Origin of the sequence: Rhodopila sp. (assembly GCF_965277165.1) — a bacterium.
Lineage (GTDB): Bacteria > Pseudomonadota > Alphaproteobacteria > Acetobacterales > Acetobacteraceae > Rhodopila.
In genome coordinates this window covers 1,997,631-2,019,885 of record NZ_CBDICE010000006.1, presented here as the reverse complement: position 1 = coordinate 2,019,885, position 22,255 = coordinate 1,997,631, and the positions used below count along the sequence as shown (strand labels likewise).

Here is a 22,255-nt window from a genome sequence, read left to right as displayed (position 1 = left end):
TCAGCGGGTGAGGCGGCCGGTGGGTAAGGCGGTCGGTGGCGGGGGCGGTCAGCGGCTGACCTGGCGTCTGACGATTACCGCGATCGGTCCGCCGCCGTCGGGGCCTTGGTGTTCGGCGCCCCCGGACACGAACAGGTCGGTTCGCCCGGTCAGGCCGGCGAGCACGCCGCCGACCAGGGCGCGGGCGTGGCGGGTGGCGTTGATGTCGCTGTCGTCCAGCATGATGTGGCGGGCGCCTCGGATCTGGCCGCTGGTGGCGGGATCGGCTTTCGCCAGCACCGCCAGGAGGTGGTCGGCGGCCTGCTGGTCGAGTTGACCGGTGACGGCCAGATCGCTGACGGCGAGGCCTGCATCGGCCAGCGCGGCCGACGCGGCGGGCAGATCGATCGCGTCGCGCATGACCCGGTGGGCGATGACGGCATCGCTGGCCCAGGACGGGCTGTTGCCCAGCACGATGACCTCGTTGTGCATCAGTTCGATCCCGGCTGAGGCGCTGGCTCGGCCGGACCACAGGTCGAGGCGGCGGCAGACGGCGGTGTCGTCGAGTGCGTCGGGGCTGATTTCCTTCAGTGCCAGGGCGACGCCGAGGGCGGAAGCGCCGCGCGAGACGGCCATCGACTTGTAGGCGTCGGCGGTTGCCACGGTGTGGCCTCGGGCGGCGGCTTGCGCGACGCGTTCAGCGGTCAACAGCGGACATTTTACTTGAACGTAATGAACATCTTCGCCGCGGGTGATGTCGGCTTGCGTCATGGCGGTCGTGACGGCCTCGGCGGTGGCCTTGATCTGGGAGATGCGGCCGATTTCCTCGGGCCTTAGCGCGCGGGTGGCGGCTTTGCCGATCGCCAGGCTTTTGCCAATTGGGGGTTTGCCGGTTGGGGGTTTGCCGGTTGGGCTTTTGGCTGTCGCGAGGGTCCCGGCTGGGTGGGCGACGGGCGCGGATTCGGTTTCGGTGAAGACGAGCAAATGCGGCGACAAGCCGCCTTCGGTGCCGCCGGACATCACCATGGCGATGCGGTCGCCGACGTGGTCTGGGTGGCAAGCCAGCGGATCGGACAGCGCAGTGCGCAGGGCGCTGAGGGCATAGGCTCGGGTGAAGTCGTTGACGCAGCCGTTGCCCTCGGTCTTGCCCAGGATGGCGCGGATGTCGTGGGCGCGGATGCGGCCGGACCCGATCAAGGCGAGCAGGGCGCCGACGTCGGCGGGGTGGGCGGTGGGTAGGCGGAATACTTCGCAGCGTCTCATGCTATCGTCCCCGTGGTCTCTGTCTGTTGTAGGCCATGTTGGGAAGGAGCAGGGTGTTGGCGATACCGATCATTGTTGATTGCGATCCGGGCACCGATGACGCGGTGGCGATCCTGCTGGCGCTGGCCTCGCCGGAACTGGCGGTGCTGGCGGTGACGGTGGCGGGCGGCAATGTCGGGCTGGGTCATACCCTGGCCAATGCGCTGGCGCTGACCGCGCTGGCGGGGTCGGACGTGGCGGTGCATGCCGGGGCGGAGCGGCCGCTGCTGGGGGCGTTCACCAGCGAAGTCCGCATTCATGGCGAGAATGGGCTGGGCGGGGTGGTGTTGCCTCCGGGCGGGGCGGCGGCGCCGGGTCTGGCTTGCGACGTGATCCGGCGGATCCTGCGCGAGGCGGCCGAACCGGTGACGCTGGTCGGCATCGGGCCGGCGACCAACCTGGCGCTGGCGCTGACCAGCGAACCGGCGCTGACCGGTCGGGTGCGGCAGATCGTGCTGATGAGCGGGGCCTGGGGCGAGGGCAATGTCACTCCGGCGGCGGAATTCAACGCCTGGAGCGATCCCGAGGCGCTGGCGATCCTGCTGGCGAGCGGCTGCCGCGTGGTGTTCGCGACCTTGGACCTGACGGCGCAGGCGCTGGTTACTCCGGCCCGCATCGCGGCGTGGCGCGAGCGGGGTTCGGGGCGCTGTTTGCGTGCGGCGTGCGATATTCAGGCCAGCGTGCCGTTGCTGGACCGGTTCGGCGATTCCGGCACGCCGCTGCACGATCCGTGCGCACTGGCATGGCTGATCCGGCCTGATCTGTTTGCTGTGCGCGACTGCTCGGCGCGGATGGATCTGGGGCCGGGACCGAGCCGCGGGCGCACGCTGATCGACCGTTGGGGGCGGACCGGCGATGCGGTCAACGCCGCGGTTCTGGAGACGGTGGATGCGGATGGGCTGTTCCGGCTGCTGGGCGAGAGGCTCGCGCTGTTGCCTTGAACGTGGCACGGTTTGGCGAACCTTTTGGAGCAAGCCGCATGGACCCCAACGCGTTGCCGTTCGATGCCGACGCCATGCTGAGCGGCCTGCGCGAATGGGTGGAGTGCGAGAGTCCGACCTTCGATGGCGCCTCGGTCAATCGGATGATGGACCTTGCGTCGCGCGCACTGGTGCTGGCGGGGGCTCGGATCGAGCGGGTGGCCGGGCGGATGGGGCTTGGCGATTGCGTGCGCGCGACGTTCGCCCATGCCACGCCGGAGGTGCCGGGGATTTTGCTGATGGGCCATCTGGATACGGTGCATCCGGTCGGCACGCTGACGAAACTGCCGTTCCGGCGCGAGGGCAACCGGGCGTGGGGGCCGGGCATCCAGGACATGAAGGGCGGCAACTACCTGGCGCTGGAGGCGATCCGGCAACTGGCGCGTGCCGGCCTGCGCACTCGGCTGCCGGTGACCGTTTTGTTCACCAGTGACGAGGAGATTGGCAGCCCGTCCACCCGCGACCTGATCGAGGCCGAGGCTGCGCGCCATAAATACGTTTTGGTACCGGAACCGGCTCGGCCTGATGGCGGGGTAGTGACCGGGCGTTATGCGATTGCGCGATTCAACCTGGCGGCGACCGGGCGGCCGAGCCATGCGGGGGCGGCTTTGGCGGCGGGGCGGTCGGCGATCAAGGAGATGGCGCGCAAGCTGATCGAGATCGAGGACATGACCACCGATGACTGCACCTTCAGCGTCGGGGTGATCCATGGCGGGCAGTGGGTCAACTGCGTTACCACCCATTGCACGGGCGAGGCGTTGTCGATGGCCAAGCGGCAGGTTGACCTCGATCGTGGGGTGGCGGCGATGCTGGATTTGCGGGCTTCGTCCAACGAGGTGCAGTTCCGGGTAGCGCGCGGGGTTACCCGGCCGGTGTGGGAGCCGGATGGGCGTGGCATGGCGCTGTACGACACCGCGCGGCGGGTTGCCGAAGGGTTGGGACTGACCATCAGTTCGCAGAGTTCGGGGGGCGGGTCGGACGGCAATTTCACCGGGGCGATGGGGGTTGCGACGCTGGACGGGCTGGGGGTGGCGGGGGCGGGGGCGCATACGCTGGACGAGCACATCCAGATCGACAGCCTAGCGTATCGCGGCAGGCTGATGGCGGGGTTGTTGATGGCGCTGGAGTGAGGGTGGCTCTCTGCGTTCAGGGCTAGACGAGCGACTTGCCGCAGCTTTGCGATGTGCGGCAATCAGGCCCGGCTGGGAGACTGGCGCAAGGTCGCGGTGTATCGGAGGCTACCGCCGGTATGGCCTCAGATCAGGGTGACGACACAGACGTCGGAAAGGCCACGCGCGCCATGGATCTGGAAAAGGCACGCTCTGCCAACCAGCCTCCTCGATCGCGTGCCGGACGGCGCGCGGTATGACATCCTCATCACCCGCAGCTAGAGGCTGGAACGCGGGCTTGGTATGAACGTTGCAAGACTGGCGCGCTTACCCGTCTTCCCACCTGCTCCACGGAAGTTTCGAATGTCGCACGTTTCGGCTGGGTCCGATGAAAGCTCGCCCGCGGAAAGCTCGCTGCCACTGTTGCAAGATCGGAATTTCTTGCTGTTTTTCTCGGCCTTCAGCGTTTCAACGCTGGGGACGGCGACGATCCCGGTTGCCATCACGTTCGCGCTTCTCGGCTCGGGATATCCAGCGTCCGCCGTGGGGCTGGTGATCGGCGCTCAGACAGCGCCGATCGTGCTGCTGATGTTGGCCGGTGGGGTGGTCGGTGATCGGTGGGCGCGTCGGCACCTGATGATCGCCGCTGATCTGCTGCGGTGCTGCACGCAGGCCACACTCGCGACGTTGCTGGCAACCGGACATCCGGGCCTGCCTGTTCTCCTGGGTCTCGCGGCATGTGGCGGTATCGGGACGGCCTTTTATGGACCGGCCGAGAGCGGCGTGCTGCCGCAACTTGCGGGCCTTGACCGGCTGAAGCGTGTTAACAGCGTGTTGAATCTCTCCGGCTCGCTGATGGCGATCGTCGGGCCTGCGCTCGGCGGTGTCCTGGTGGGCTTCGGTGGAGCCTCGGTTGCCATCGGACTAGACGCCGCTTCCTATGCGGTGAGTGCAACCTGCATCTCATTGGTCCACATCGCGCATCACAGCGCATCGCGCCGATCTTCATTGCTGGACGACCTCAAGTCTGGCTGGAGTGAGTTCAACCGCCACCGCTGGCTGCAGCTTGTCACCGTCCAGCAGGGGGTGCTCAATTTGCTGGCGTTCGCGCCGTTCTTTGTTCTCGGACCGATGCTATTCTCGGCGGTGCAAAATGGGGCGCGGACTTGGGGCATCATCGCCTCGGCGACGGGAGCGGGCGGCATTGTGGGGGGGCTGCTCGTCCTGCGGGTCCATGTTCCACGTCCGATCCTGGTCGTTCAGCTCGCGATCGCGTTGCTGGCGACGCCGCTCGTGCTGCTGGCGCTTCATGCCTCGGTGATTCTGCTCGTGATCGGGAGTGGCGTGTTCGGCGTTGCCCTGGCGGTCGTCAACATCCTGGTGCAAACGTCCTTACAGGAAAGTATACCCAACGCCGTGTTATCTCGTGTCGCCTCCATTTATAGTCTCGCGGCGATGGGTCTAGGCCCGATCGGCTTTGCGATGTCGGGCTATGCGGCGGAATTTTTCGGCGCTGAAGATGTGCTCTCGGTTGGCGCCGCGTCGCTCCTGGTCAGCGTTGCGCTGGTTTTGACATCATCCGATGTGCGCCGCTTTGAACGTCATGGAGGGACACACGATGAGGAACCCCTGGCTTAGGAAAAACCCGGCCATGAGCCTATTCCTGAGCGCGGCAAACGCTTGGGCCGGTGCGGTTCGCGGTCATGCATCGGCGGCGGCGAGGCGGAACATGGCGGCGGCGATGAAGCCGCCGGCGAGGAAGAAGCGCAGGAAGCGCCGTTTATACTAGGCCAAGGCGTGGAAACGTCGCTGCGAGTTACTTGTCGAGAGGATGAAGTGGCGGCTTCTCGCCAGCTTAGCCGCTGTGAGCCCGGTTCTGTGACCGGACAGTTTCAGCATCGCGAGTTCCTGTAATGCTCTGATGGGCCAGAGCCGCGTTGCGAGCCGCGCGCCGACGTGGCAATTCCCCCGACAGCAGCGCTGATCGCTGGGAGCACGACAACAGGGAGAATCACCGTGACCGACCTGCGCATGGAAACCGATAGCCTGGGTGAGGTGGGGGTTGCCGCCGACCGACTGTGGGGAGCGCAGACCCAGCGGTCGCTGGAGCATTTCAGTATCGGGCATGACCTGATCCCGCGCGAGATGATCACCGCCTATGCGATCCTGAAGAAGGCGGCGGCGCGGGCGAACCATGCCGGCAAGCGGATCGACGACGCGAAGTTGCGGCTGATCGAGCAGGTGTGCGACGAGATCCTGGGCGGGCAGCACCATGACATGTTCCCGCTGCACGTGTGGATGACCGGCAGCGGCACCCAGTTCAACATGAACGTCAACGAGGTGATTTCTAACCGCATCTGCCAGATTGCCGGCACGCCGCTCGGCAGCAAGGCGCCGGTGCATCCGAACGACCATGTCAACATGTCGCAGTCGTCGAACGATACGTTTCCCTCGGCGATGTATATCGCGGCGGCGGTGGGGGTGGCGCAGCGGCTGGTGCCGTCGGTGCGGGCGTTGCACGACGCGATCGCGGCCAAGGCGACGGAGTGGGACGGCATCGTCAAGATCGGGCGCACCCATATGCAGGACGCGACGCCGATCACCTTGGGGCAGGAATGGTCGGGCTATGCCGGGGCGCTGTCCGACAATCTGCGGCGGATCGAGGATGCGCTGGGCGATGTCCATCACCTGGCGCTAGGCGGCACCGCGGTGGGCACCGGGATCAACGCGGCGCCGGGTTTCGCCGAGGCGGCGGCGGCGGAGATCGCGGCGCTGACCGGGTTGGCGTTCGTCACCGCGGCGAACAAGTTCACCGTTCAGGGGGCGCATGACGCGCTGGTGCAACTGTCCGGGACGCTGCGCACGCTGGCGGTTTCGTTGTACAAGATCGGCAACGATATCCGGCTGCTGTCGTGTGGTCCGCGCGCCGGTTTCGCCGAACTGATGATCCCGGAGAACGAGCCCGGGTCGTCGATCATGCCGGGCAAGGTCAATCCGACCCAGGCCGAAGCGCTGACGATGATCGCGGTGCAGGTGATGGCGAACGATGTCGCGGTGGGCTTCGGCGGTGCCAGCGGGTACCTGGAGATGAATGTCTACAAGCCGCTGATGATCTATAACCTGGCGCACTCGGTCACGCTGTTGACAGATGGCTGCGCCAACTTCCGTCGGTTCCTGGTCGAGGGCACTCGGCCCAACTTGACCAAGATCCAGGAATATGTCGATCGGTCATTGATGCTGGTGACGGCGCTGGCGCCGGTGATCGGTTATGACAAGGCATCGAAGATCGCGCACCACGCGATGGATCACGACCTGACGCTGAAGGCGGCGGCGCTGCAGCTTGGGTTTGTCGATGAGGCGGAGTTCGATCGGGTGGTCGATCCGGCCAAGATGGTCAGGCTGTATGTCGCCGAGGGCCAGTGAGCGGCGGTGACGCGGCTGGGCGGGTCATCCGGTTCGGTGGGGCGGGCGGCGGTGGGGCCACCGGTCGCGGCGGATGATGCGCCCGGGGCCGGTGCGGCGGATGATGCACCCGGGGCCGGTGCGGCGGATGATCTGATCCTGCGCGCCGCCACGCTGCTGTTCGTCAACGGCCAGACCACGGAACGGACCATCGAGGCGACCGAGCGGCTGGCCGCGGCGCTGGGGCGCGGGGTGACGCTGCTGCCTCGGTGGGGCGAGCTGAGCTTGCGCGTGGTGTACGATCGGGGCGCCCGGGTCGAGGTTGGGGCGGCCGATCCGGTCGGGGTCGACATGGGCAGGGTGGCGGCCACCAACCGGGTGATCGATGGGTTCTGTGACGGCCTGAGCGACGCCGGCGCGGTCGCTGAGGGGTTGCGTCGGATCGCGGTGCGGCCGCCGGTGTCGCTGCGACGGTTTGCCTGCATGGCGGGCTTGGGTGCGGCCGCGCTTGGGGTGATCTTCGGGGCCGCGCATCCGCTGAGCCTGGCCCTGATCGCGCTGAGCGCCGGGGCAGGGGCGTGCCTGCGGCGCGGCCTGGCCGGCATCAGCCGCAATCCTTTGATCCAGCCGTTCGCCGCCGCGCTGCTCGCCGGGGGGTTCGGCGGCGTGGTGGCGTATGCGCATGTGAGCTCGATGCAGCTTCTGGTGGCGGTGTGCCCGTGCATGGTGTTGGTGCCCGGGCCGCATCTGCTGAACGGCGCGATGGACCTAGCTCGGGCGCGGGTCGCCTTGGGCGCGGCGCGGGTGGGGTTTGCGGGGCTGGTCATCGTGATGATCTGTGCCGGACTGCTGCTGGGGCTGTCGATCGCGGGGATCAGCCTGCCGGTTTCCGGGTCGGCGGTGCCGGTGCCGCTGGCCTGGGACGTCGCCGCGGCCGGCGTCGCGGTGGCCGCCTATGGGTCGTTTTTCGATATGCCGTGGCGGTCGCTGCCGATCCCGATCGGTATCGGCATGCTTGCTCATGCCGGACGGTGGATGGTGGTCACGCTGCTGGGCGGCAGTGTCGAGGTCGGGGCGTTCGTTGCCTGTCTGTTGGTCGGGATCGCTATCACTCCGATCGCGGATCGGTTGCGGCTGCCGTTCGCGGCTTTGGCGTTCGCGTCCGTGGTGTCGCTGATTCCGGGGGTGTTCCTGTTCCGCATGGGCGGCGGCCTGGTGGCGCTGGCGACGGCGGGGGCGAAGGCGCCGGCGGGGCTGCTGCTGGGCACCGTCGCGGACGGCAGCACCGCAGTGCTGATCATCCTGGCGATGACGTTCGGGCTGATCTTTCCCAAACTGGCGATCGAGCACTTTGTTGGGTCGCCGCCGGTCGGTGGCTCGGGTCGGGGCGTTGGAGGCCAGCCACGCTGAGGGTTTGATGGCGTGGGAGCGGGCGCCCCGGATTTAGGCGTGGGAGCGGGCGACCCGGATTCAGGCGTTGGCGCCGATCGGGCGGAATCGCACGGTTTCCATGGTGCGCTGGACCACGGCGGTGCGATAGATCGCCACGGCGAGGCGCGGATCGTCGGCGATATCGTGCAATTCGTGATTTTGCACCCAGCAGCCTTCCAGCAGCGCTTCTTCGATCAGTTCGGCACTGATCGGCACTACGGTGCCGCAAGTGATGGCAAATTCATCCGGCGAGTAAAGCCTGGCGGCGAACGCGCTGCCCGGTGCGACGCTGGCGGTCATTGCTTCGTCGATCAGCCAGGTTTCGCGTTCGCTAAGGACATCCTCGATCACCAAGCCGGCCACGTCGTGGTGGCGTAGAACGCGCCAGAGCGAGAAACGGGCGTGACGGATCGCGTCCAGCGTGCGGGTCTCGTCGGCGTCGGCGCGGGAAGCCGCCTTGGCGTAGCGATCGATGGCTCTGGAGCGACCGCGTTTGGCGGTGTGGACCGCGAGGTCGAACACCAGCGCCATTTCCATGTCGCTGTCGGTGGTGAGGATGCCTTGATGGGTCAGGCCGAGATGCTTTGCTCGTTCCATGATGGTGGTCTGGGGGACGTGATCGAGGGCGGCCTGATGATGGCAGTTGCCGATTTCGCGCAGGTGGCGATAGCGGTCGAGAATGTCGTGCTGGTGCATGATCCCTCCGGGCGGGCGGGGCTTCGGTGGAGTGCGAAGGATAGCCTGTCGGGGTCGAGTCGGGGCAAAAGCGGCGCCCCGCGGGGGGGGGGTCCCGATCGGGGTCGGTGGGGCCGAGCGTGGCGGGAGGCCGGACGCGGAATTCGTTCATCGGAGGTGCCGTCACATCTCGGGCGTGGGACCCTGGTAGCGAGCGCGGGGCCGGATGAGATTGCCGGAGCTGATCTGCTCCATCGCGCGTGCGGCCCAGCCGACGCTTCCCCCGAGCATGAAGAGCCAGAACGGGGCGTGTTCGGGCAGCGCGCGGGTGCTAGCCAGGGCGAGGAGGGCGAAGTCGATCGTCGGCTGTCTTCCGGTGACGGCTTCGACGGTGCGCCGCAGCCGGGCCAGGAGGGGATCGATGTGCAGGCCGTGTAGCAGCGTTGGCGGCGCGGGCGTCGCTGGCGCGGACCGCGCGACGTTTGGGGCGGCCGGCGATGTTTTCTCCGAGACCGGGTTGGAGCTACGGACAGGGACTATTCGGCTGACGTCGAGCCGACGGGTTGGGAGCCTGCGAACCGTGTTGTGCCGCCGGCTATCGTCGCGGGTGTCGATCTGTTTTGGGATCGGGGCGCACGCGCCTGGGTTCGGCGGATGCTGTCTGGCTGGGTCGGGGTTGCGCTGATCCGGTTTGAGCGCGGGGGCCGGACGGGCGCGGGGATCGGGTGGTTTATCGCACCGCCAGGCGCACCAGTGCACCGGTGACGTCGAACAGGTCGAGCAGGCGGGCGACGTAGTGATCGTGCACCGCGAAGCCCGGCGCGGTGGGATCGTGGGTCTGGCGTTCGAGCGCATCCAGCATACGGCGCAACCGGTGCTGGTGCAGGCCGACCTTGCGCTGCACCGGGTCGGAGATGATGCCGGCGAACGCCGAGGCGACGGTGGATGCGGCCAGCAGGCCTCCGGTGAGGCCGGCCACCAGCAACGCCGAGGGTGCCACCGGGAACATGGCGTACCACAGCGAGCCGATTGCTCCGCCCATCGGGAACGACATCACCGCGGCGCGCTGGGCGATCGCGGCGGCCAGGGTGGGGCCGAGCGACATCGCGCCGGGGGTGATTTTCTGCAGTGCCACGGCGCCGCTGCCGAGGGTGAACAGCGCGGTGGTGATCTCGGTCGCGGCGGCTCGGGTACGGGTGTATTCCGCCATCGCGGCTTCCAGCCGCTGGCGCAGCGCTGGATCGTTGCCGTTGGTTGCGATGGCGTCGAGCGCCGGGGTCAGCGCCGCGACGACGCGGGGATCGGACAGGATGGTCTCGGCCAGCGCGTCGCGTGTGGTGATCCGGTCACCGCAGCGATAGGGCAGTTCCAGGAGGTCGGCGTGGAGGCGCCAGGCGAGCTCTTTTCCGACCTCGGTATCGACCAGCAGGCGGGTGTTGCCGAGGCGGTCGGCGATGCGCCTGGCGCCGAGCTTGCGGGCAGCGTGGGAGGCGACCAGGAGGCCGACCTGGGGTGCGGCCATGGTCAGGTTCAACGGCGCGCGGGCGATGTCCCAGCCGAGTGCGGCGCGGTGCAGGCGGAGTGAGCCGGACAGCGAGAAGTTGCGATCGACGAACGGTTTGACGCGGTCGCGGCGAGCGTCGAAGTAGCGGCGCACGCCGTCCTGGACGATCTGTGTGGCGAGCGTCCGGTCCGGCTTCGCCGCGGCCGGGGAGGTCGCTGGGGCCGGGGAGGTCGCCGGGGCCGGGGAGGTCGCGGGGGCCGGGTTGGTTGTGGGGCTCGGGCTGGTGTTCGGGGCCGGGTTGGCGGGCGTAGCCGGGCTGATCGGCGGCGAGACGGTGGTTTGCAGGGGCATCTTTTTACCTCGGCCGCAGCGCGGCTGCCCGGGCGGGACCGGACTTGGCGCGACGCGTCAAGTTGGAGCGCTTGATATGTCCATGCCGGTAAGCGGCGACAAGGTTCTAGTGTCCCGAGTCCGAAGTTCGCCATATCGGGCGAACATCAGGCTCGCGACACTCGCTCTTTGTTTTCAGTGAGCTGCTGATCCCATCCGTTCGCCGTGAAGTGCGGCGAACTTCTGGGGCAGGACACGAGCGATGGTCGTGATGCGGCCGGCGGACGGTCAGGGCGGGGGAAAGCCGGGCAGCGGTGGGCAGCCGGGCGATGCGATCGCCATGGCCTTGAATAGATGACCCATGGCGTCCGGGTCGGCCAGCCGGCGCGCCGCCGCGACCGGCGCCGCCAGGTCGTCCCCCGGGTGATCCCGGGCCAGTCGTTCGGCACGTCGGAACAATCCGAGCGCGGTGAGGAATTCGCCTTGAGGCACCGGCCCTTGCACTGCGGCGCCGCGGTCGCGCGCCACGCCGGTCAGGTCGGCGAAATCGACATGCGCCGTCAGATCGGCCGATCCCGCCGCTCGCAGCGGATCTGTCGGGCGTTTGCGGGCGAGGGCCTGCAGGCTGTCTCCGGCGGCGCTGCGTTCGGGTCCGTAATCGAGCAACAGTGCCACCGCCGGGTTCAGGGCCGCGCGCTGGCTGAAGGTGGCGACGAAGCGGCGGGCGGATTCGTTGAGTTCGACGATGTCGCCTTCGGCGGCGGCGCGGCCTTGGGGCACGAGGCTGGGCGCCAGGCCTGGTTCGACCGGCTGTTCGACCCATTGCCCGGCGGCGACGAACCGTTCGGTCCAGCGGGAGCCTCGGCGGACAAACTGGCGGATCGGCAGGGCGTCGAGGAACTCGTTGGCCAGCAGGATCGTCGGCTGAGCGGGCAGTGTTGCCAGATCGTCGTGCCAGGCGGCGCCGGGCACCTGGGCGGCCTGTGCCGCTTTCAGCCGGGGCGAGGTCTCGATCAGGTGGACGCGCAGCGCGGCGGCGAAATCCGGCGCGGTCCGGCGCACCGCGCGCAGTGCGTCGGCCATCAGCGTGCCGCGGCCGGGGCCGGCTTCCGCCAGCGATACCGGGGTGGGGGCGCCGAGCAGTTGCCAGGTCACGGCGGCCCAGAGTCCGAGGATTTCGCCGAACATTTGGCTGATCTCGGGTGCGGTGGTGAAGTCGGCGAACGGGTCCTGGGTGGCGTAGTAGATCGCGTTGGCCCGGGCCATGAAGGCGTCGAGTCTTTCGGGCGGGTGGTTGGCAGGGGGGAGGTTGGCGGGCATTGCTGTGTCTCTCCGTCCTGGTCCGACGCGCGGTGGGAGGGAGAGCGGGACCGTTTTCAGGCCGCGCCGTCAACCCCGAACCCTCAAAGTGCGTGAAACACGCAATCAAACAAAGAGTTAGACCATTTTCAGCGTGCACAGTCATGCTGATAATGGTCTAGAGACGGTGGCATGGGACCGCGGGGAATTTGCGTGCCGGCTTTGAAGGACAAGCGACGCGGGCGGCCGGTGTCGCCGCGCCGGCGGTTTGTCTGGATCGCGCTAGGGCTGTCGGTGGCGGTGCACATCGTGGCCGCGCTGCTGATCGTGCTGCTGCCGCGCGTGCTGCCGAAACAGCCGGTTTCGCGCGAGAGGGGCACCGTCGAGTTGTTGATGGTGGAACAGAAGGGTGCCCAGCCCGGCGCGGCGCCGCGACCGGCGCCCAAGCAGGTGGCGCGGGCCCAGCCGAGGCCGGCGAGGCCGGCCCAGCCGCCGGCGGTGAAACCAGCGGCCCAGCCGCCGGCGGTTAAACCAGCAGCGGCCCAGCCGCCGAAACCGGCGATAAAGCCGCCCGATCCGGCGCAGGAGGCGGCGGGTCCGATGGTGCCTCGGAGCCCGGATGTGGCGGCGCCGAAGCCGGCCGAGGCGGCGCCGCCCAAGCCCGCCCAAGCGGTGCCGGCGACAGCCAAGGCCGCCGAAGCGACGCCGCGACCGGCGCAGCCGCCGCCGGCCGCGCGGCGGCAGGCTCCGGTGTTCGACCTGGCCGGCACCGACAGCGAATCCAACGCCGTGGCGCTGGGGCCGAATATCGTGCCGGCGAGCCCGGACGACCGATTCAGGAACCGCCCGCCGATCTATCCGCCGGAAGCGGAAATCCGCGGCGAGCATGGCACCGTGCTGGTGATGATCCATGTGTCCGAGGATGGCCTCGCCAGCAGCGTCGATGTGGCGCAAAGCTCCGGCGTCGAGGTGCTGGATCGCGCCGCGGTCGATGCGGTGCGGAAGTGGCGGTTTCGCCCGGCGGTGCGGCAGGGCAGGGCGGTGCCGTTCGACATGCCGTTCCGGTTTGTGTTCGAGGCCAACTGAGGAATTTGCGCATGGTGGTTCGTATCGATCGGGTGGTGACGAAGGGCGGCGACTCGGGGCAGACATCGCTGGGCGACGGGTCGCGGGTGTCGAAAACCGACGCAAGGATCGAGGCGATCGGCGCGGTCGATGAGGCGAATGCCAGCATCGGCGTGCTGCGGACCCGCACCCGGGGGCGGCCGGAGGACGCGATTTTGGGCCGGGTGCAGAACGACCTGTTCGATGTCGGCGCCGATCTCTGCGTGCCGGGCCAGGGCGGCGACCGGCTGCGGCTGACCCAGGCCGCCGTTGCGCGGCTGGAAGCCGAGGTCGAGACGATGAATGCCAGGCTTCCGGCGCTGAGCAGCTTCATCCTGCCCGGCGGCACCGAGGCGGCGGCTTTCGGTCATCTGGCGCGGGTCGCGGTTCGGCGGGCGGAGCGAGCGGTGCTGGCGGTGGATGACGTCAATCCGGCGGTGTTGCGCTATCTCAACCGGCTGTCGGACCATTTTTTTGTGCTGTCGCGGGTGCTGAACGAGAACGCGGCGGCGGACGTGCTGTGGGTGCCGGGGGCCAATCGAGGTTAGCGGCGTGGGATTTTTTGGCGCGGCGGCGGGCGGCTAAACCGTCTTGCCCATGAGGCTCAGGGCATTATCGTGTCTTGTTGACCCGAAAATACCCCACAGTCATTGTTTAGCGAGCGATTCGCGCTTTTGGTGATGCGACCAGAAGCGATCGCGCGCTGGGAGACGTCGCATGCTGTTTTTGGTGGTCAGCGAGCCGCGGCCGGAGCGTCCGTCCGGGGTGACGGCGGCGCGGCAGAGCTACTGGCGCTGGATCCAGCCGTTGATCGATGCTGGCGAAGTGCGTTCGGTGCATGCCAAGGTCGGACGCGGCGCGGTGGTGCTGTTCGACGTCGCCTCCAACGAGGTGTTGCACGCCCATCTGAACGCCTGGGCCGACATCATTCCGGCGCGGTTCGAGGTGCATGCGCTGATCGATCCGGCCAACGCGCGGCGGTTCCTGGACCGGCAGGCGTCGGGCCAGGGGGATGCGCAGTAGGGGTACGGGGTCGGCCGGTGCGGGGTCGGGGGGGATCGGCGACCGGTCGGCGGGCCGGATCGGGCCGGAGAGCCATCGCCGCTGATTTGGGACCGTGTCGCCGGGCTCGGTCCGGCGGCGGGTTGGTTTGATGAGTTCGGTGGTGGGCGTCGATGTGGACCTCGGCTCCATACTGGCCTTCCGGCTGTTCGATATCGGCTACGAAATCGACCTGGCCAAGGCCGAACAGGTCTGGGCCCGTACCGTACGCACCGGCAGCACGCGCGGGCGGCTGACGACCACGCCGCCCAAGGCGGTGGCATTTGGCGTGGCACCGGTGGCGCTCAATTTGGGGACCATCAGCCTGGCGCTGCCGGACGGACCGCTTGCGGCGATCGCGACCGCCAGGCTTTACGACTTCGGTGTGGTCAGCGTCGCGATCCGGGTGACGGTTCAGGATCTGCCGTGGGCTGGCTTCGCGCAGCGGCTGAACGCGGTGGATCGGGTGGTCGGAACGACGCCCGATACCGGGCTGTGGAGCGAGCTGCTGGAGCGGGTGCGCCAGGGCATCGGTGAGGGGCTGGTGCGTCCAACCGTTCGGGCGCTGGAGGAGGACTACCTGGTTGGCGTGGTCAATGCATTCAGCGAGAAAATGACGGCCGGGGCATTGGTCGAGCGGCTGGATCTGGTGCCGCTGTTGTCGGGCGAGCAGCGCGCGCTGTCGGACGGTGCCAGGCGCGACCTGCTGCGCCACCGCTATTCCTATTACACCGACGATCTGGTGGTGCTGACCTGGGACCGGGCGTTCATCTATGAGCCGCGCGGCGATACCGACGTGATCGACGTTCTGGAGGTCGCCAATGCGCAGTTGCTGGAGATGCGCTACTACGACGAGCTGCTGGATGCCGAACTGCCGCGGATGTACAATCTGGTGGAGGCCGAGCGCCGGCGATGGTCGTTGCCGGGCGCGCGGCGGTTCGCCGATCTGGCGCGGCGGCTTTATACGCTGGTGGCCGAAGTGACTGAACTGACCGAAAAGGTGGACAACGCGCTGCAGGTGACCGAGGACGTCTATCTGGCGCGGATCTATGCGGCGGCGTTGGAGATGTATCGTGTGCCGACAGTCAGCGCGGCGGTGGACCGCAAGCTCTCGATCATCCGCGACACCTACACCGCGCTTTACGACGAGGCGTCGAGCAGCCGGTCGGGGCTGCTGGAAATCATCATTGTGGTGATGATTGCGGTCGAAGTCGTTCTGGCGGTGATCCGATGAGGCAAGTCTCGGCGCTGTTGTCCGGATGGTGTTTGCGGAGGGGCCCCGATTTCGACGGGGCAGGATGCCGGCTTCGGCGGAATGGTCGAAGCGCGACGGTCATTCGACGCCGGCGGTAACCGGCCGTGGCATGGGCTCGGCGGCTAAACCATTTTCAGCATGACCGTGCATCCTGGTCCTGGTCCAAGCCTTTGTTTTGTCGAGCGATCGCGCGAGCAGCGCGTCCTTCGGACGAGGAACGTTCCGCCCAGCGCGATCGCGCTCTAGCCGCCACGCTTTCGAGATGCCAACGCCTCAAAAGTGCTGACCAGGCCCTCGATCTCCGCCGATACGGACTCGAACTCCTGAGCCAGTTGGGTGAATGCGTCGCGCGCTTCGGGCTCGGTTTCCTTGTTGGCGTGGACGGAGCACTCGGCTGCCCATGCCAGCGGATCCCTGACATAGCCCTTCGTCGTTTCCTGCAGGTCCATTGCTGATTTCCTTTGGCAACCCGGTAATATGTAACGGACCAGCGGTTTGCCGACGATAGATTTGCGTTACAGCAGCATGAATAGAGCCGTTTCGGGTGCACGATTGGATCGATTAACGCGCACTTTCCCGTGTATCTGCCTCTGATTTTGCCTACTCCAGCGGTCGCCGGCTTGAGTTCGGGTCGCTGGGGGAACGAAGCGGCGATTGCCCGTCGGCAGGGGGTTGTGTGGTTGGGGCGCTCGCGAGTGTCGCGAACTTGTTACTTGGACGGCTGCGCTACCTGAGTCTGCTGGCGGTGTTGCTGGAGGTATTGCCAAGTCGCCTGGCGTTGGGCTGGGGTCAGATTTGGCACGCCGCGCTGCGCCAGGAAGGCGTCGAAATCGGTCTGCATCCTGACCTGATCGAGGTCGGCGGTGGTCGTCGCGGTTGGGTTGCGGGCCTCGGGGTTGTGCTGGGCCAGCCACATGGCGGCGGGTGCGAAGCGCACCCATCCGGGTTGTGCGGCTTCGAGATTGACGTCGTGCCATTTGGGATGGTGCGGCGGCTTCAGCAGCGCCGGGAACTTGCTGAAGAACGCATCGACGAAGGTGACCAGGTTCTGGTAGCGCGGGGTTCCCGGCGACCATGCGAAGCAGGCCAGGGCGACGCCGACGCCGACGGTATTCACCGTCTGACCCGGAGCGATCAGGGTAGGATAATCCTGATGGGTGAGCGTTCCGCCGGGCAGATAGGTTTTCTCCAGCTCGGGGTTCGACGGAATGGCAACGAAATGCAGGCCGGTATCGGCGGGTTGGGTGGCGAACAGGCGCACGGGTGTGCCGGCGGCGTAGACGTTGGCGGCGATTTCTCCGCGCCGCAGGCGGTCTTGCGCGATGGTCGGTTCCTCGGTGCGGAAATCCGGCTGGATGCCCAGGGTCTTGAACACCGCGCGGGCGGTCAGGTTGGTGCCGGCGCCCTCGACGTCGATATTGACCGGCTTGCCCCGCAGGTCGGACAGCACCTGGATGTCGGGCCCGGCGCAGACGTGCACGTCGTTGTCGTAGAGCTTGCAGATGTACTCGATCTTGTTGAGTTCTTTTGGATAGAGATTGTTGGCCTGGGCGTAGGCGAGGGCGTCCGAGGCGACCAAGGCGAGGTCCACTCCGGGCAGATGGAGCAGGTCGCCGAGGTTCTGCAGCGAGCCTTTTCCAACCACCGGCACGACCCGCAGGGTGTCGGAATTCAGCACCGAGGTGAGATCGGTGGCGATGCGCATGAAGGTGCCGTCGATCTCGCCGCCCATGATGCCGATGGTGGCCGGCCGCGCGATCGCGGCCAGGGCGAAGTTGGAGCGGGCGAAAAGGGCGGCGGCGGGGACGGCCGAGAGCAGGAAACGGCGGCGCATGTTCACCTCGATGACAGGGCTTCAAGCAGCGGTGCGGCGCCGGTATCGCCGAGCCTGGCGGCGGTGGCGTACCAGAACCGGGCGAGTTCGGGATCGGGGTCGACGCCGCCCAGGGTGGTCTGTTTGAGGTAGGCGGGGTCGTAGAGGCGGCCGAGATTGAGCGCGGCGGTGGCGTCACCCTGGCGGGCCGAGGTGGCGTAGAAGCGGCGTGCGCCGGAGATATCGCCGCGGCGTTCGGCATCCAGTCCGCGGGCGAACAGCATCGCGGCGCGCTGTGGGTCGTCGGTGGTCTGGGCCGGTTCGATCGGTGTGGGGGCGGCCTGGGTAGGTGTGAGCGGATCTGGGGCTATCTTGCTGGGCGTGATCGTGTCGGCGATCGGGCTGGGTGCGGCCGGGCCCGAGGGGGCCTGGCTGGAGTTGGCCGGGCTGGGGGTGGCCGAGCTGGGGGTGGCCGAGTTGGGGGTGGCCGAGTTGGGGGTGGCCGAGCTGTTCTGGCCATCGTTGGATGGTTGGTTTGCCGATTGATCCGGCAGCGGCGTCGCCGGCGGTTCAGCGGTCGCCAGCGTCGGATTCGGTGTCGGCGTGGGTTGGTCGGCGATCGGTGGTGACACGGATTCAGTCGCGCCTGATGGGGCGGGTGTTGCGGCCAGACCGGGCATGTCCTGAGGCGGGGCCGTTGGGGATGGGGTTGGTGGGGACGAGGTTAGTGGGGGCATGGCCAATGGGGGCGTAGCGAACGTGGCGGTGTCGGCCGGCATGTTTTCGGTTTGCCTATCCGGTGCAAGCGGGTCGGCTGGCGGCTTGTCGCGCTGCAACAGCGCCGAGAGCTCGGCCAGTTGGTCTGGCGTTGCGGTGCTGATGGTGTCCAGCATGGTCATGACCGTTTCGGTCACGTTGTCGCCTGGCGGTGCCCATCTGTGACCGGCGGCGTCCTGTGCTTTTGCCCGAGCCAGAAGATCGGCGAAGGAGTTACCTCCGGCATTTGCGGGAAGCGACGTTACCAGCAGCGCGCACAGCGCCAGCACAGCACAACGAATTGCCATCGTCATCGTGTACGTTTCCCGCTTTCAATGACCTGCTTACTAGCGACGACTGCTGCGTGAAGCGGCGGCGTTCGCGGGCAGGACACCAGCAACCAAGGCGTTCCAGCACAAACCAAAAACGTGAGTTCCTGGCTTGTTATTTTGTTGGCGGTGGCAACCGCGGTGGTCACCGCGGCAATGTTTAAGTAATCCGTTTGTAATCATCCGCTGGAAAAAAACCAGCCTTTCGATAGACTCGCCATGTAATCTTTATGACATCTGCTTGAGCGGAAATCCGTTGCTGGATCGTTGCATAAAACGCTGATCAATCGTCAGTCCGGGGGCGTCACGGTCCTCAAGCGGGGCGCGCACCTGGCCGGCGCTTTGGCGCCGGCCGCGGTTGGCGTGGGACGCTTCGATAGGGGCTATGGGCCTGCGACCGCCGGATAGGGCTGCTCCCATTTGTCCAGATAGACGAAGTCGGACAGCTTGCCGCGTCCCACCGGGCCGAACTTGCCCATCGGGTAGCCGACCGGCAGGATTGCGTAAGAGTGCACGCCCGGCGGCAGGCCGAGCGCGGCTTCGGCTTCCTTTTCGTAGAGCAGATGCCGAGTGGTGAGGGTTGAACCGAGGCCCAATGCTCGGATTGCCAGCAGCATGTTCTGTACCGCCGGATAGATCGAGGCTCCGGCGCCGCGGCCGGGGTTTGGTCCATCTTTCAGGCAAGCAACGATCCACACTGGCGCTTCATGGAAATGCTCGGTCAGGTATTCGACCGCGCCATGTTGGCGGGTGTATTTTTCTCCGCTCACGCCGGGCGGGGCTGGGCTTTTGGCGTAGCGCGGGCCGACGACTTCATCGAAGGCTTTCTTGTACCAGGTCTGCACGGCTTGCTTAATCGCCGGGTCGCGCACCACCAGGAAGCGCCAGGTCTGGTTGTTGCCGCCGTTGGCGGCGGCGGTGCCGGCCAGCAGGATTTTCTTGATCATCTCGTCCGGTACGGGATCGGGTTTCAGCCGGCGCATCGAGCGGGTGTTGCCGATGATCTCGAAGACGTCTTGCATGGTGTTTTTCCCTTACTGTCGTTTCACTGGCGCCACGCCGCCGGTCGCGGAACGACCGCCGTCGATGACGATGTGGGTACCGGTCGTGTCGCCGGAGAGATCGGAGCAAAGATACAGCACGGCGCCGGCGATTTCCTCGGGCGAGGCGTAGCGTCCGGTGGGAATGCCGGCGGCGTAGGCGGCATGCACACCAGCGGGATCGTTGGGGTTTCGTTGTGACTCCAGCGAGCGCATCATGCGGGTCTCGACCGGGCCGGGACAGACCGCGTTGACCCGGATGCCGTGGGCCGCGACATCGGCGGAGGCAACCTTGGTCAGCCCCAGCACGCCGTGCTTGGAGGCGACGTAGGCCGGCATTCCGGGCGAGCCGAACAAGCCGGCGACCGAGGCGGTATTGACGATCGTGCCCGACTGCTGATGCAGCATCACCGGCAGCACGTGACGCAGGCCGAGGAAGACGCCCTTCAGGTTGACCGCGATCACCTGGTCGAACACGTCCTCGTCGTAGTCCTGGGTGGGTATGACCTTGCCTTCGATGCCGGCATTATTGAAGAACGCGTCGATCCGGCCGTAGGCGGACAGGGTTTTTTCCACGTAGTCCTTGACCGCGGCCGATCGTGTCACGTCGGCCTGCACCATCGCGGCGGTGGCGCCGCGCTGGGCGATGATGTCGACGCTGGTTCGGGCCTGATCGGCATCGGCGTCGACCACCATCACCTTGGCCCCGCGCAGCGCGAAGCCGAGGGCGGTGGCGCGGCCGATGCCGCCGCCACCGCCGGTGATCAGTGCCACCTTTCCGGTAAAATCCATTGGCGTCTCCTGTGTTGGTTACTTGTTGGGTTGTGACCCCTCCGATGGCTGATTGTGCTTGCGTCGGGGTGGCCGGCGTCAAGCCCGAGCCGCCTGCGGCGGTCGCCTCGCGAAGCTGTCATGTCCGTTTTTTACCCCCGCCGCCGAGGTTCGAGTATCGGGTGCGTCGCCGGGGTCTGATCGTCATCTGGGGCGTTGGGTCGGCTGCCAGGTGTTGGATGGGCGCGCTGTTGTATTGAGGCATGATTCGGGTGGCTTCAACGGTCCGATCTCGTATCGCGCATCATTGAAGCGCGATACGTCGCTGTTTGTTTGAGTATCCGAGTCACGCGTCGAACCGTGGACGCTACGCGTCTCAACGCTTCTCTGCGATCGGATACTAGATCACCTTGCCCTGGCGCAGCTTGGCGATTTCGGCCGCGCTGAAGCCGAGTTCGGTCAATATCGGATCGGTGTGCTGGCCGGCCTCGGGTGTTGCGCTATGGATGGTCCAGGGCGTGCGGCTGAGTTCGATCGGCTGACCGATCACCTCGACGTCGCCCAGCACGGGGTGGGGGATGGTGCGGGTCATGCCGAGATGTTTCACCTGCGGATCGGCGAAGACTTCGTTCATCTGGTAGATCGGGCCGGAGGGTACGCCGGCCTTGTTGAGTGTCTCGATCCATTCGGCGGAGGTCTTGGCGCGGGTGATAGCGCCGATCGCCTCGTTCAGTGTGTCGCGGTTGGCGGAGCGGGCCGATCCGGTGGCGTAGAGCGGATCGGCGGCGAGGTGGTCGGCGCCGAGCGAGCGGCACAGCCGGCGATAGATGTCGTCACCGGCGGCGGCGATGTTGATATAGCCGTCGGCGGTTGCGAACACGCCGGTGGGGATGCTGGTCGGATGGTTGTTGCCGGCCTGTCCGGGCACGTCGCCCGCGATGGTCCAGCGCGCGGCCTGGAAATCCAGCATCGAGATCTGGGCGCCGAGCAGGGAGCTTTTCACCCATTGGCCTTTGCCCGATTGCTCGCGTTCGAGGAGCGCGATCAGGATGCCCATGGCGGCGAAGATTCCCGCTGTCAGGTCGGCGACCGGGATGCCGACGCGCATCGGGCCGTGGCCGGGCTCGCCGGTGATCGACATCAGGCCGCCCATGCCCTGGGCGATCTGGTCGAAGCCCGGGCGATCGCGATAGGGGCCGTCCTGACCGAAGCCGGAGATGCTGGCATAGACGATGCGCGGGTTGATCGCGTTGAGGCTGTCGTAGTCCACGCCGAGGCGGAACTTGACGTCGGGGCGGTAGTTTTCCACCACCACGTCGGCTTGGGCGACCAGGCGGCGGATGACTTCGGCACCGTCGGGTGATTTCAGGTTCAGCGTCAGGCTGCGCTTGTTGCGGTGCAGGTTCTGGAAGTCCGGGCCGTGGCGGTCACCGCCGAGGCCGGCGTCCCCTTCGGGAGATTCGATCTTGATGACGTCGGCGCCCCAGTCGGCCAGTTGGCGCACCGCGGTCGGGCCGGCGCGCACGCGGGTCAGATCGATGACCTTGAAGCGAGCCAACGGGGCTTGGGTCATGCTTGGGTCCTTATCTGCGAGGGCCGGCATGCTGGCACGAAGCGTCGTAGTGGTCGAGGCGTGGGGGTGCGCTATAGCGGGGTTTTCCAGGGTTTCCAGCCGGGAAACATGACCACCACGGGCGACCAGAACAGGCGGAACGAGCGGTTGAAGCGGATGTCCATGCGGGTTGGCGTGCCGTCGGCCTCGTAGCAGATCAGCGCGCCACGGCCGTCATCGGTGGCGTCGGACATGACTTGTTCAATTTCAACGAATTGGCGTGTGCTTTTGCCAATCCACATTAATTTCCATTGACCGCTTCTGGTGTAGGCGTCGGCGCCGGTCGAATACTGGAACTGGTGATCCTTGCTGTCCTTGATGCGCACGTCGCCGACGCCGGCGGCGAAGCCTCGGCGGGATCCGCCGGACATTTTGCCGGCGACGCCGAGCTGGATCCAGGGCGACGGCTTGCGCGGCAGCGCGTCGAGCAGCAGGCGGGCGTCGTCGGAGTTGAAGGTGTTGTCGTCGCCGTAGATCAGGCGGTCCACGGTGGCGGCGATGACGAACCGGTCGGGTTGGTCTG

Annotated in this window: 20 protein-coding genes; 9 read left to right on the top strand and 11 right to left on the bottom strand. The window is 67.0% G+C overall.

Features of this window, described 5'->3' with window-relative positions; translation table 11 throughout:
* Positions 1–48: 48 nt before the first annotated feature.
* Positions 49–1,242, bottom strand: a complete 1,194-nt coding sequence (locus ACQY4Y_RS21475; protein WP_428492608.1) for a ring-opening amidohydrolase — start codon at positions 1,240–1,242, stop codon at positions 49–51.
* 56 nt (positions 1,243–1,298) lie between these two features.
* Here ACQY4Y_RS21475 and ACQY4Y_RS21470 point away from each other — a divergent pair, with 56 nt between their 5' ends.
* The 5 genes from ACQY4Y_RS21470 to ACQY4Y_RS21450 all read left to right on the top strand — a co-directional run bounded on the left by ACQY4Y_RS21470 (position 1,299) and on the right by ACQY4Y_RS21450 (position 8,182).
* Positions 1,299–2,222 (top strand): nucleoside hydrolase, encoded by a 924-nt coding sequence (locus ACQY4Y_RS21470; RefSeq protein WP_428492607.1) that lies wholly within the window; start codon positions 1,299–1,301, stop codon positions 2,220–2,222.
* Between the two features lie 38 nt (positions 2,223–2,260).
* On the top strand, positions 2,261–3,391 hold the full coding sequence (locus ACQY4Y_RS21465) for a M20/M25/M40 family metallo-hydrolase (RefSeq protein ID WP_428492606.1): 1,131 nt from the start codon (positions 2,261–2,263) through the stop codon (positions 3,389–3,391).
* A gap of 342 nt (positions 3,392–3,733) precedes the next feature.
* Positions 3,734–5,008: an MFS transporter gene (locus ACQY4Y_RS21460; protein WP_428492605.1), complete on the top strand. Its 1,275-nt coding sequence runs from the start codon at positions 3,734–3,736 to the stop codon at positions 5,006–5,008.
* Between the two features lie 393 nt (positions 5,009–5,401).
* Positions 5,402–6,793 (top strand): class II fumarate hydratase, encoded by a 1,392-nt coding sequence (locus ACQY4Y_RS21455; RefSeq protein WP_428493690.1) that lies wholly within the window; start codon positions 5,402–5,404, stop codon positions 6,791–6,793.
* A 6-nt stretch (positions 6,794–6,799) separates the two neighbouring features.
* On the top strand, positions 6,800–8,182 hold the full coding sequence (locus ACQY4Y_RS21450) for a threonine/serine ThrE exporter family protein (RefSeq protein WP_428492604.1): 1,383 nt from the start codon (positions 6,800–6,802) through the stop codon (positions 8,180–8,182).
* A 60-nt stretch (positions 8,183–8,242) separates the two neighbouring features.
* Here ACQY4Y_RS21450 and ACQY4Y_RS21445 read toward each other — a convergent pair whose 3' ends face one another.
* The 3 genes from ACQY4Y_RS21445 to ACQY4Y_RS21435 all read right to left on the bottom strand — a co-directional run bounded on the left by ACQY4Y_RS21445 (position 8,243) and on the right by ACQY4Y_RS21435 (position 12,032).
* The gene (locus ACQY4Y_RS21445; RefSeq protein ID WP_428492603.1) at positions 8,243–8,899 is read right to left on the bottom strand and encodes a hypothetical protein; all 657 of its coding nucleotides are present in this window, start codon (positions 8,897–8,899) and stop codon (positions 8,243–8,245) included.
* A gap of 709 nt (positions 8,900–9,608) precedes the next feature.
* Positions 9,609–10,733: a DUF6635 family protein gene (locus ACQY4Y_RS21440; RefSeq protein WP_428492602.1), complete on the bottom strand. Its 1,125-nt coding sequence runs from the start codon at positions 10,731–10,733 to the stop codon at positions 9,609–9,611.
* Between the two features lie 267 nt (positions 10,734–11,000).
* Positions 11,001–12,032: a class I SAM-dependent methyltransferase gene (locus ACQY4Y_RS21435; RefSeq protein WP_428492601.1), complete on the bottom strand. Its 1,032-nt coding sequence runs from the start codon at positions 12,030–12,032 to the stop codon at positions 11,001–11,003.
* A 192-nt stretch (positions 12,033–12,224) separates the two neighbouring features.
* On the opposite strand from ACQY4Y_RS21435, the gene ACQY4Y_RS21430 reads away from it, so the two are divergent.
* The 4 genes from ACQY4Y_RS21430 to ACQY4Y_RS21415 all read left to right on the top strand — a co-directional run bounded on the left by ACQY4Y_RS21430 (position 12,225) and on the right by ACQY4Y_RS21415 (position 15,390).
* Positions 12,225–13,097 (top strand): energy transducer TonB, encoded by an 873-nt coding sequence (locus tag ACQY4Y_RS21430; protein WP_428492600.1) that lies wholly within the window; start codon positions 12,225–12,227, stop codon positions 13,095–13,097.
* A gap of 11 nt (positions 13,098–13,108) precedes the next feature.
* Positions 13,109–13,663: a cob(I)yrinic acid a,c-diamide adenosyltransferase gene (locus ACQY4Y_RS21425; protein ID WP_428492599.1), complete on the top strand. Its 555-nt coding sequence runs from the start codon at positions 13,109–13,111 to the stop codon at positions 13,661–13,663.
* Between the two features lie 169 nt (positions 13,664–13,832).
* The gene (locus tag ACQY4Y_RS21420; protein WP_428492598.1) at positions 13,833–14,138 is read left to right on the top strand and encodes a DUF3303 family protein; all 306 of its coding nucleotides are present in this window, start codon (positions 13,833–13,835) and stop codon (positions 14,136–14,138) included.
* A 130-nt stretch (positions 14,139–14,268) separates the two neighbouring features.
* Positions 14,269–15,390: a hypothetical protein gene (locus ACQY4Y_RS21415; protein ID WP_428492597.1), complete on the top strand. Its 1,122-nt coding sequence runs from the start codon at positions 14,269–14,271 to the stop codon at positions 15,388–15,390.
* 263 nt (positions 15,391–15,653) lie between these two features.
* Here the strand turns inward: ACQY4Y_RS21415 and ACQY4Y_RS21410 are convergent, their stop codons facing one another.
* The 7 genes from ACQY4Y_RS21410 to ACQY4Y_RS21380 all read right to left on the bottom strand — a co-directional run bounded on the left by ACQY4Y_RS21410 (position 15,654) and on the right by ACQY4Y_RS21380 (position 22,220).
* Positions 15,654–15,860 carry a hypothetical protein gene (locus tag ACQY4Y_RS21410; protein ID WP_428492596.1) on the bottom strand — a complete coding sequence of 69 codons (207 nt, stop codon included), beginning with the start codon at positions 15,858–15,860 and terminating at the stop codon, positions 15,654–15,656.
* Between the two features lie 260 nt (positions 15,861–16,120).
* Complete coding sequence (locus ACQY4Y_RS21405) at positions 16,121–17,245, bottom strand: TAXI family TRAP transporter solute-binding subunit (RefSeq protein WP_428492595.1); 1,125 nt, start codon at positions 17,243–17,245, stop codon at positions 16,121–16,123.
* 2 nt (positions 17,246–17,247) lie between these two features.
* Positions 17,248–18,294: a hypothetical protein gene (locus ACQY4Y_RS21400; protein WP_428492594.1), complete on the bottom strand. Its 1,047-nt coding sequence runs from the start codon at positions 18,292–18,294 to the stop codon at positions 17,248–17,250.
* A gap of 398 nt (positions 18,295–18,692) precedes the next feature.
* Positions 18,693–19,331, bottom strand: a complete 639-nt coding sequence (locus tag ACQY4Y_RS21395) for a nitroreductase family protein (protein ID WP_428492593.1) — start codon at positions 19,329–19,331, stop codon at positions 18,693–18,695.
* 12 nt (positions 19,332–19,343) lie between these two features.
* Complete coding sequence (locus ACQY4Y_RS21390) at positions 19,344–20,141, bottom strand: glucose 1-dehydrogenase (RefSeq protein WP_428492592.1); 798 nt, start codon at positions 20,139–20,141, stop codon at positions 19,344–19,346.
* A 379-nt stretch (positions 20,142–20,520) separates the two neighbouring features.
* Complete coding sequence (locus ACQY4Y_RS21385) at positions 20,521–21,693, bottom strand: CaiB/BaiF CoA transferase family protein (RefSeq protein ID WP_428492591.1); 1,173 nt, start codon at positions 21,691–21,693, stop codon at positions 20,521–20,523.
* Between the two features lie 71 nt (positions 21,694–21,764).
* A complete protein-coding gene (locus ACQY4Y_RS21380) occupies positions 21,765–22,220 on the bottom strand; it encodes a hypothetical protein (RefSeq protein ID WP_428492590.1) in 456 nt (151 codons plus the stop codon).
* Positions 22,221–22,255: the final 35 nt, after the last annotated feature.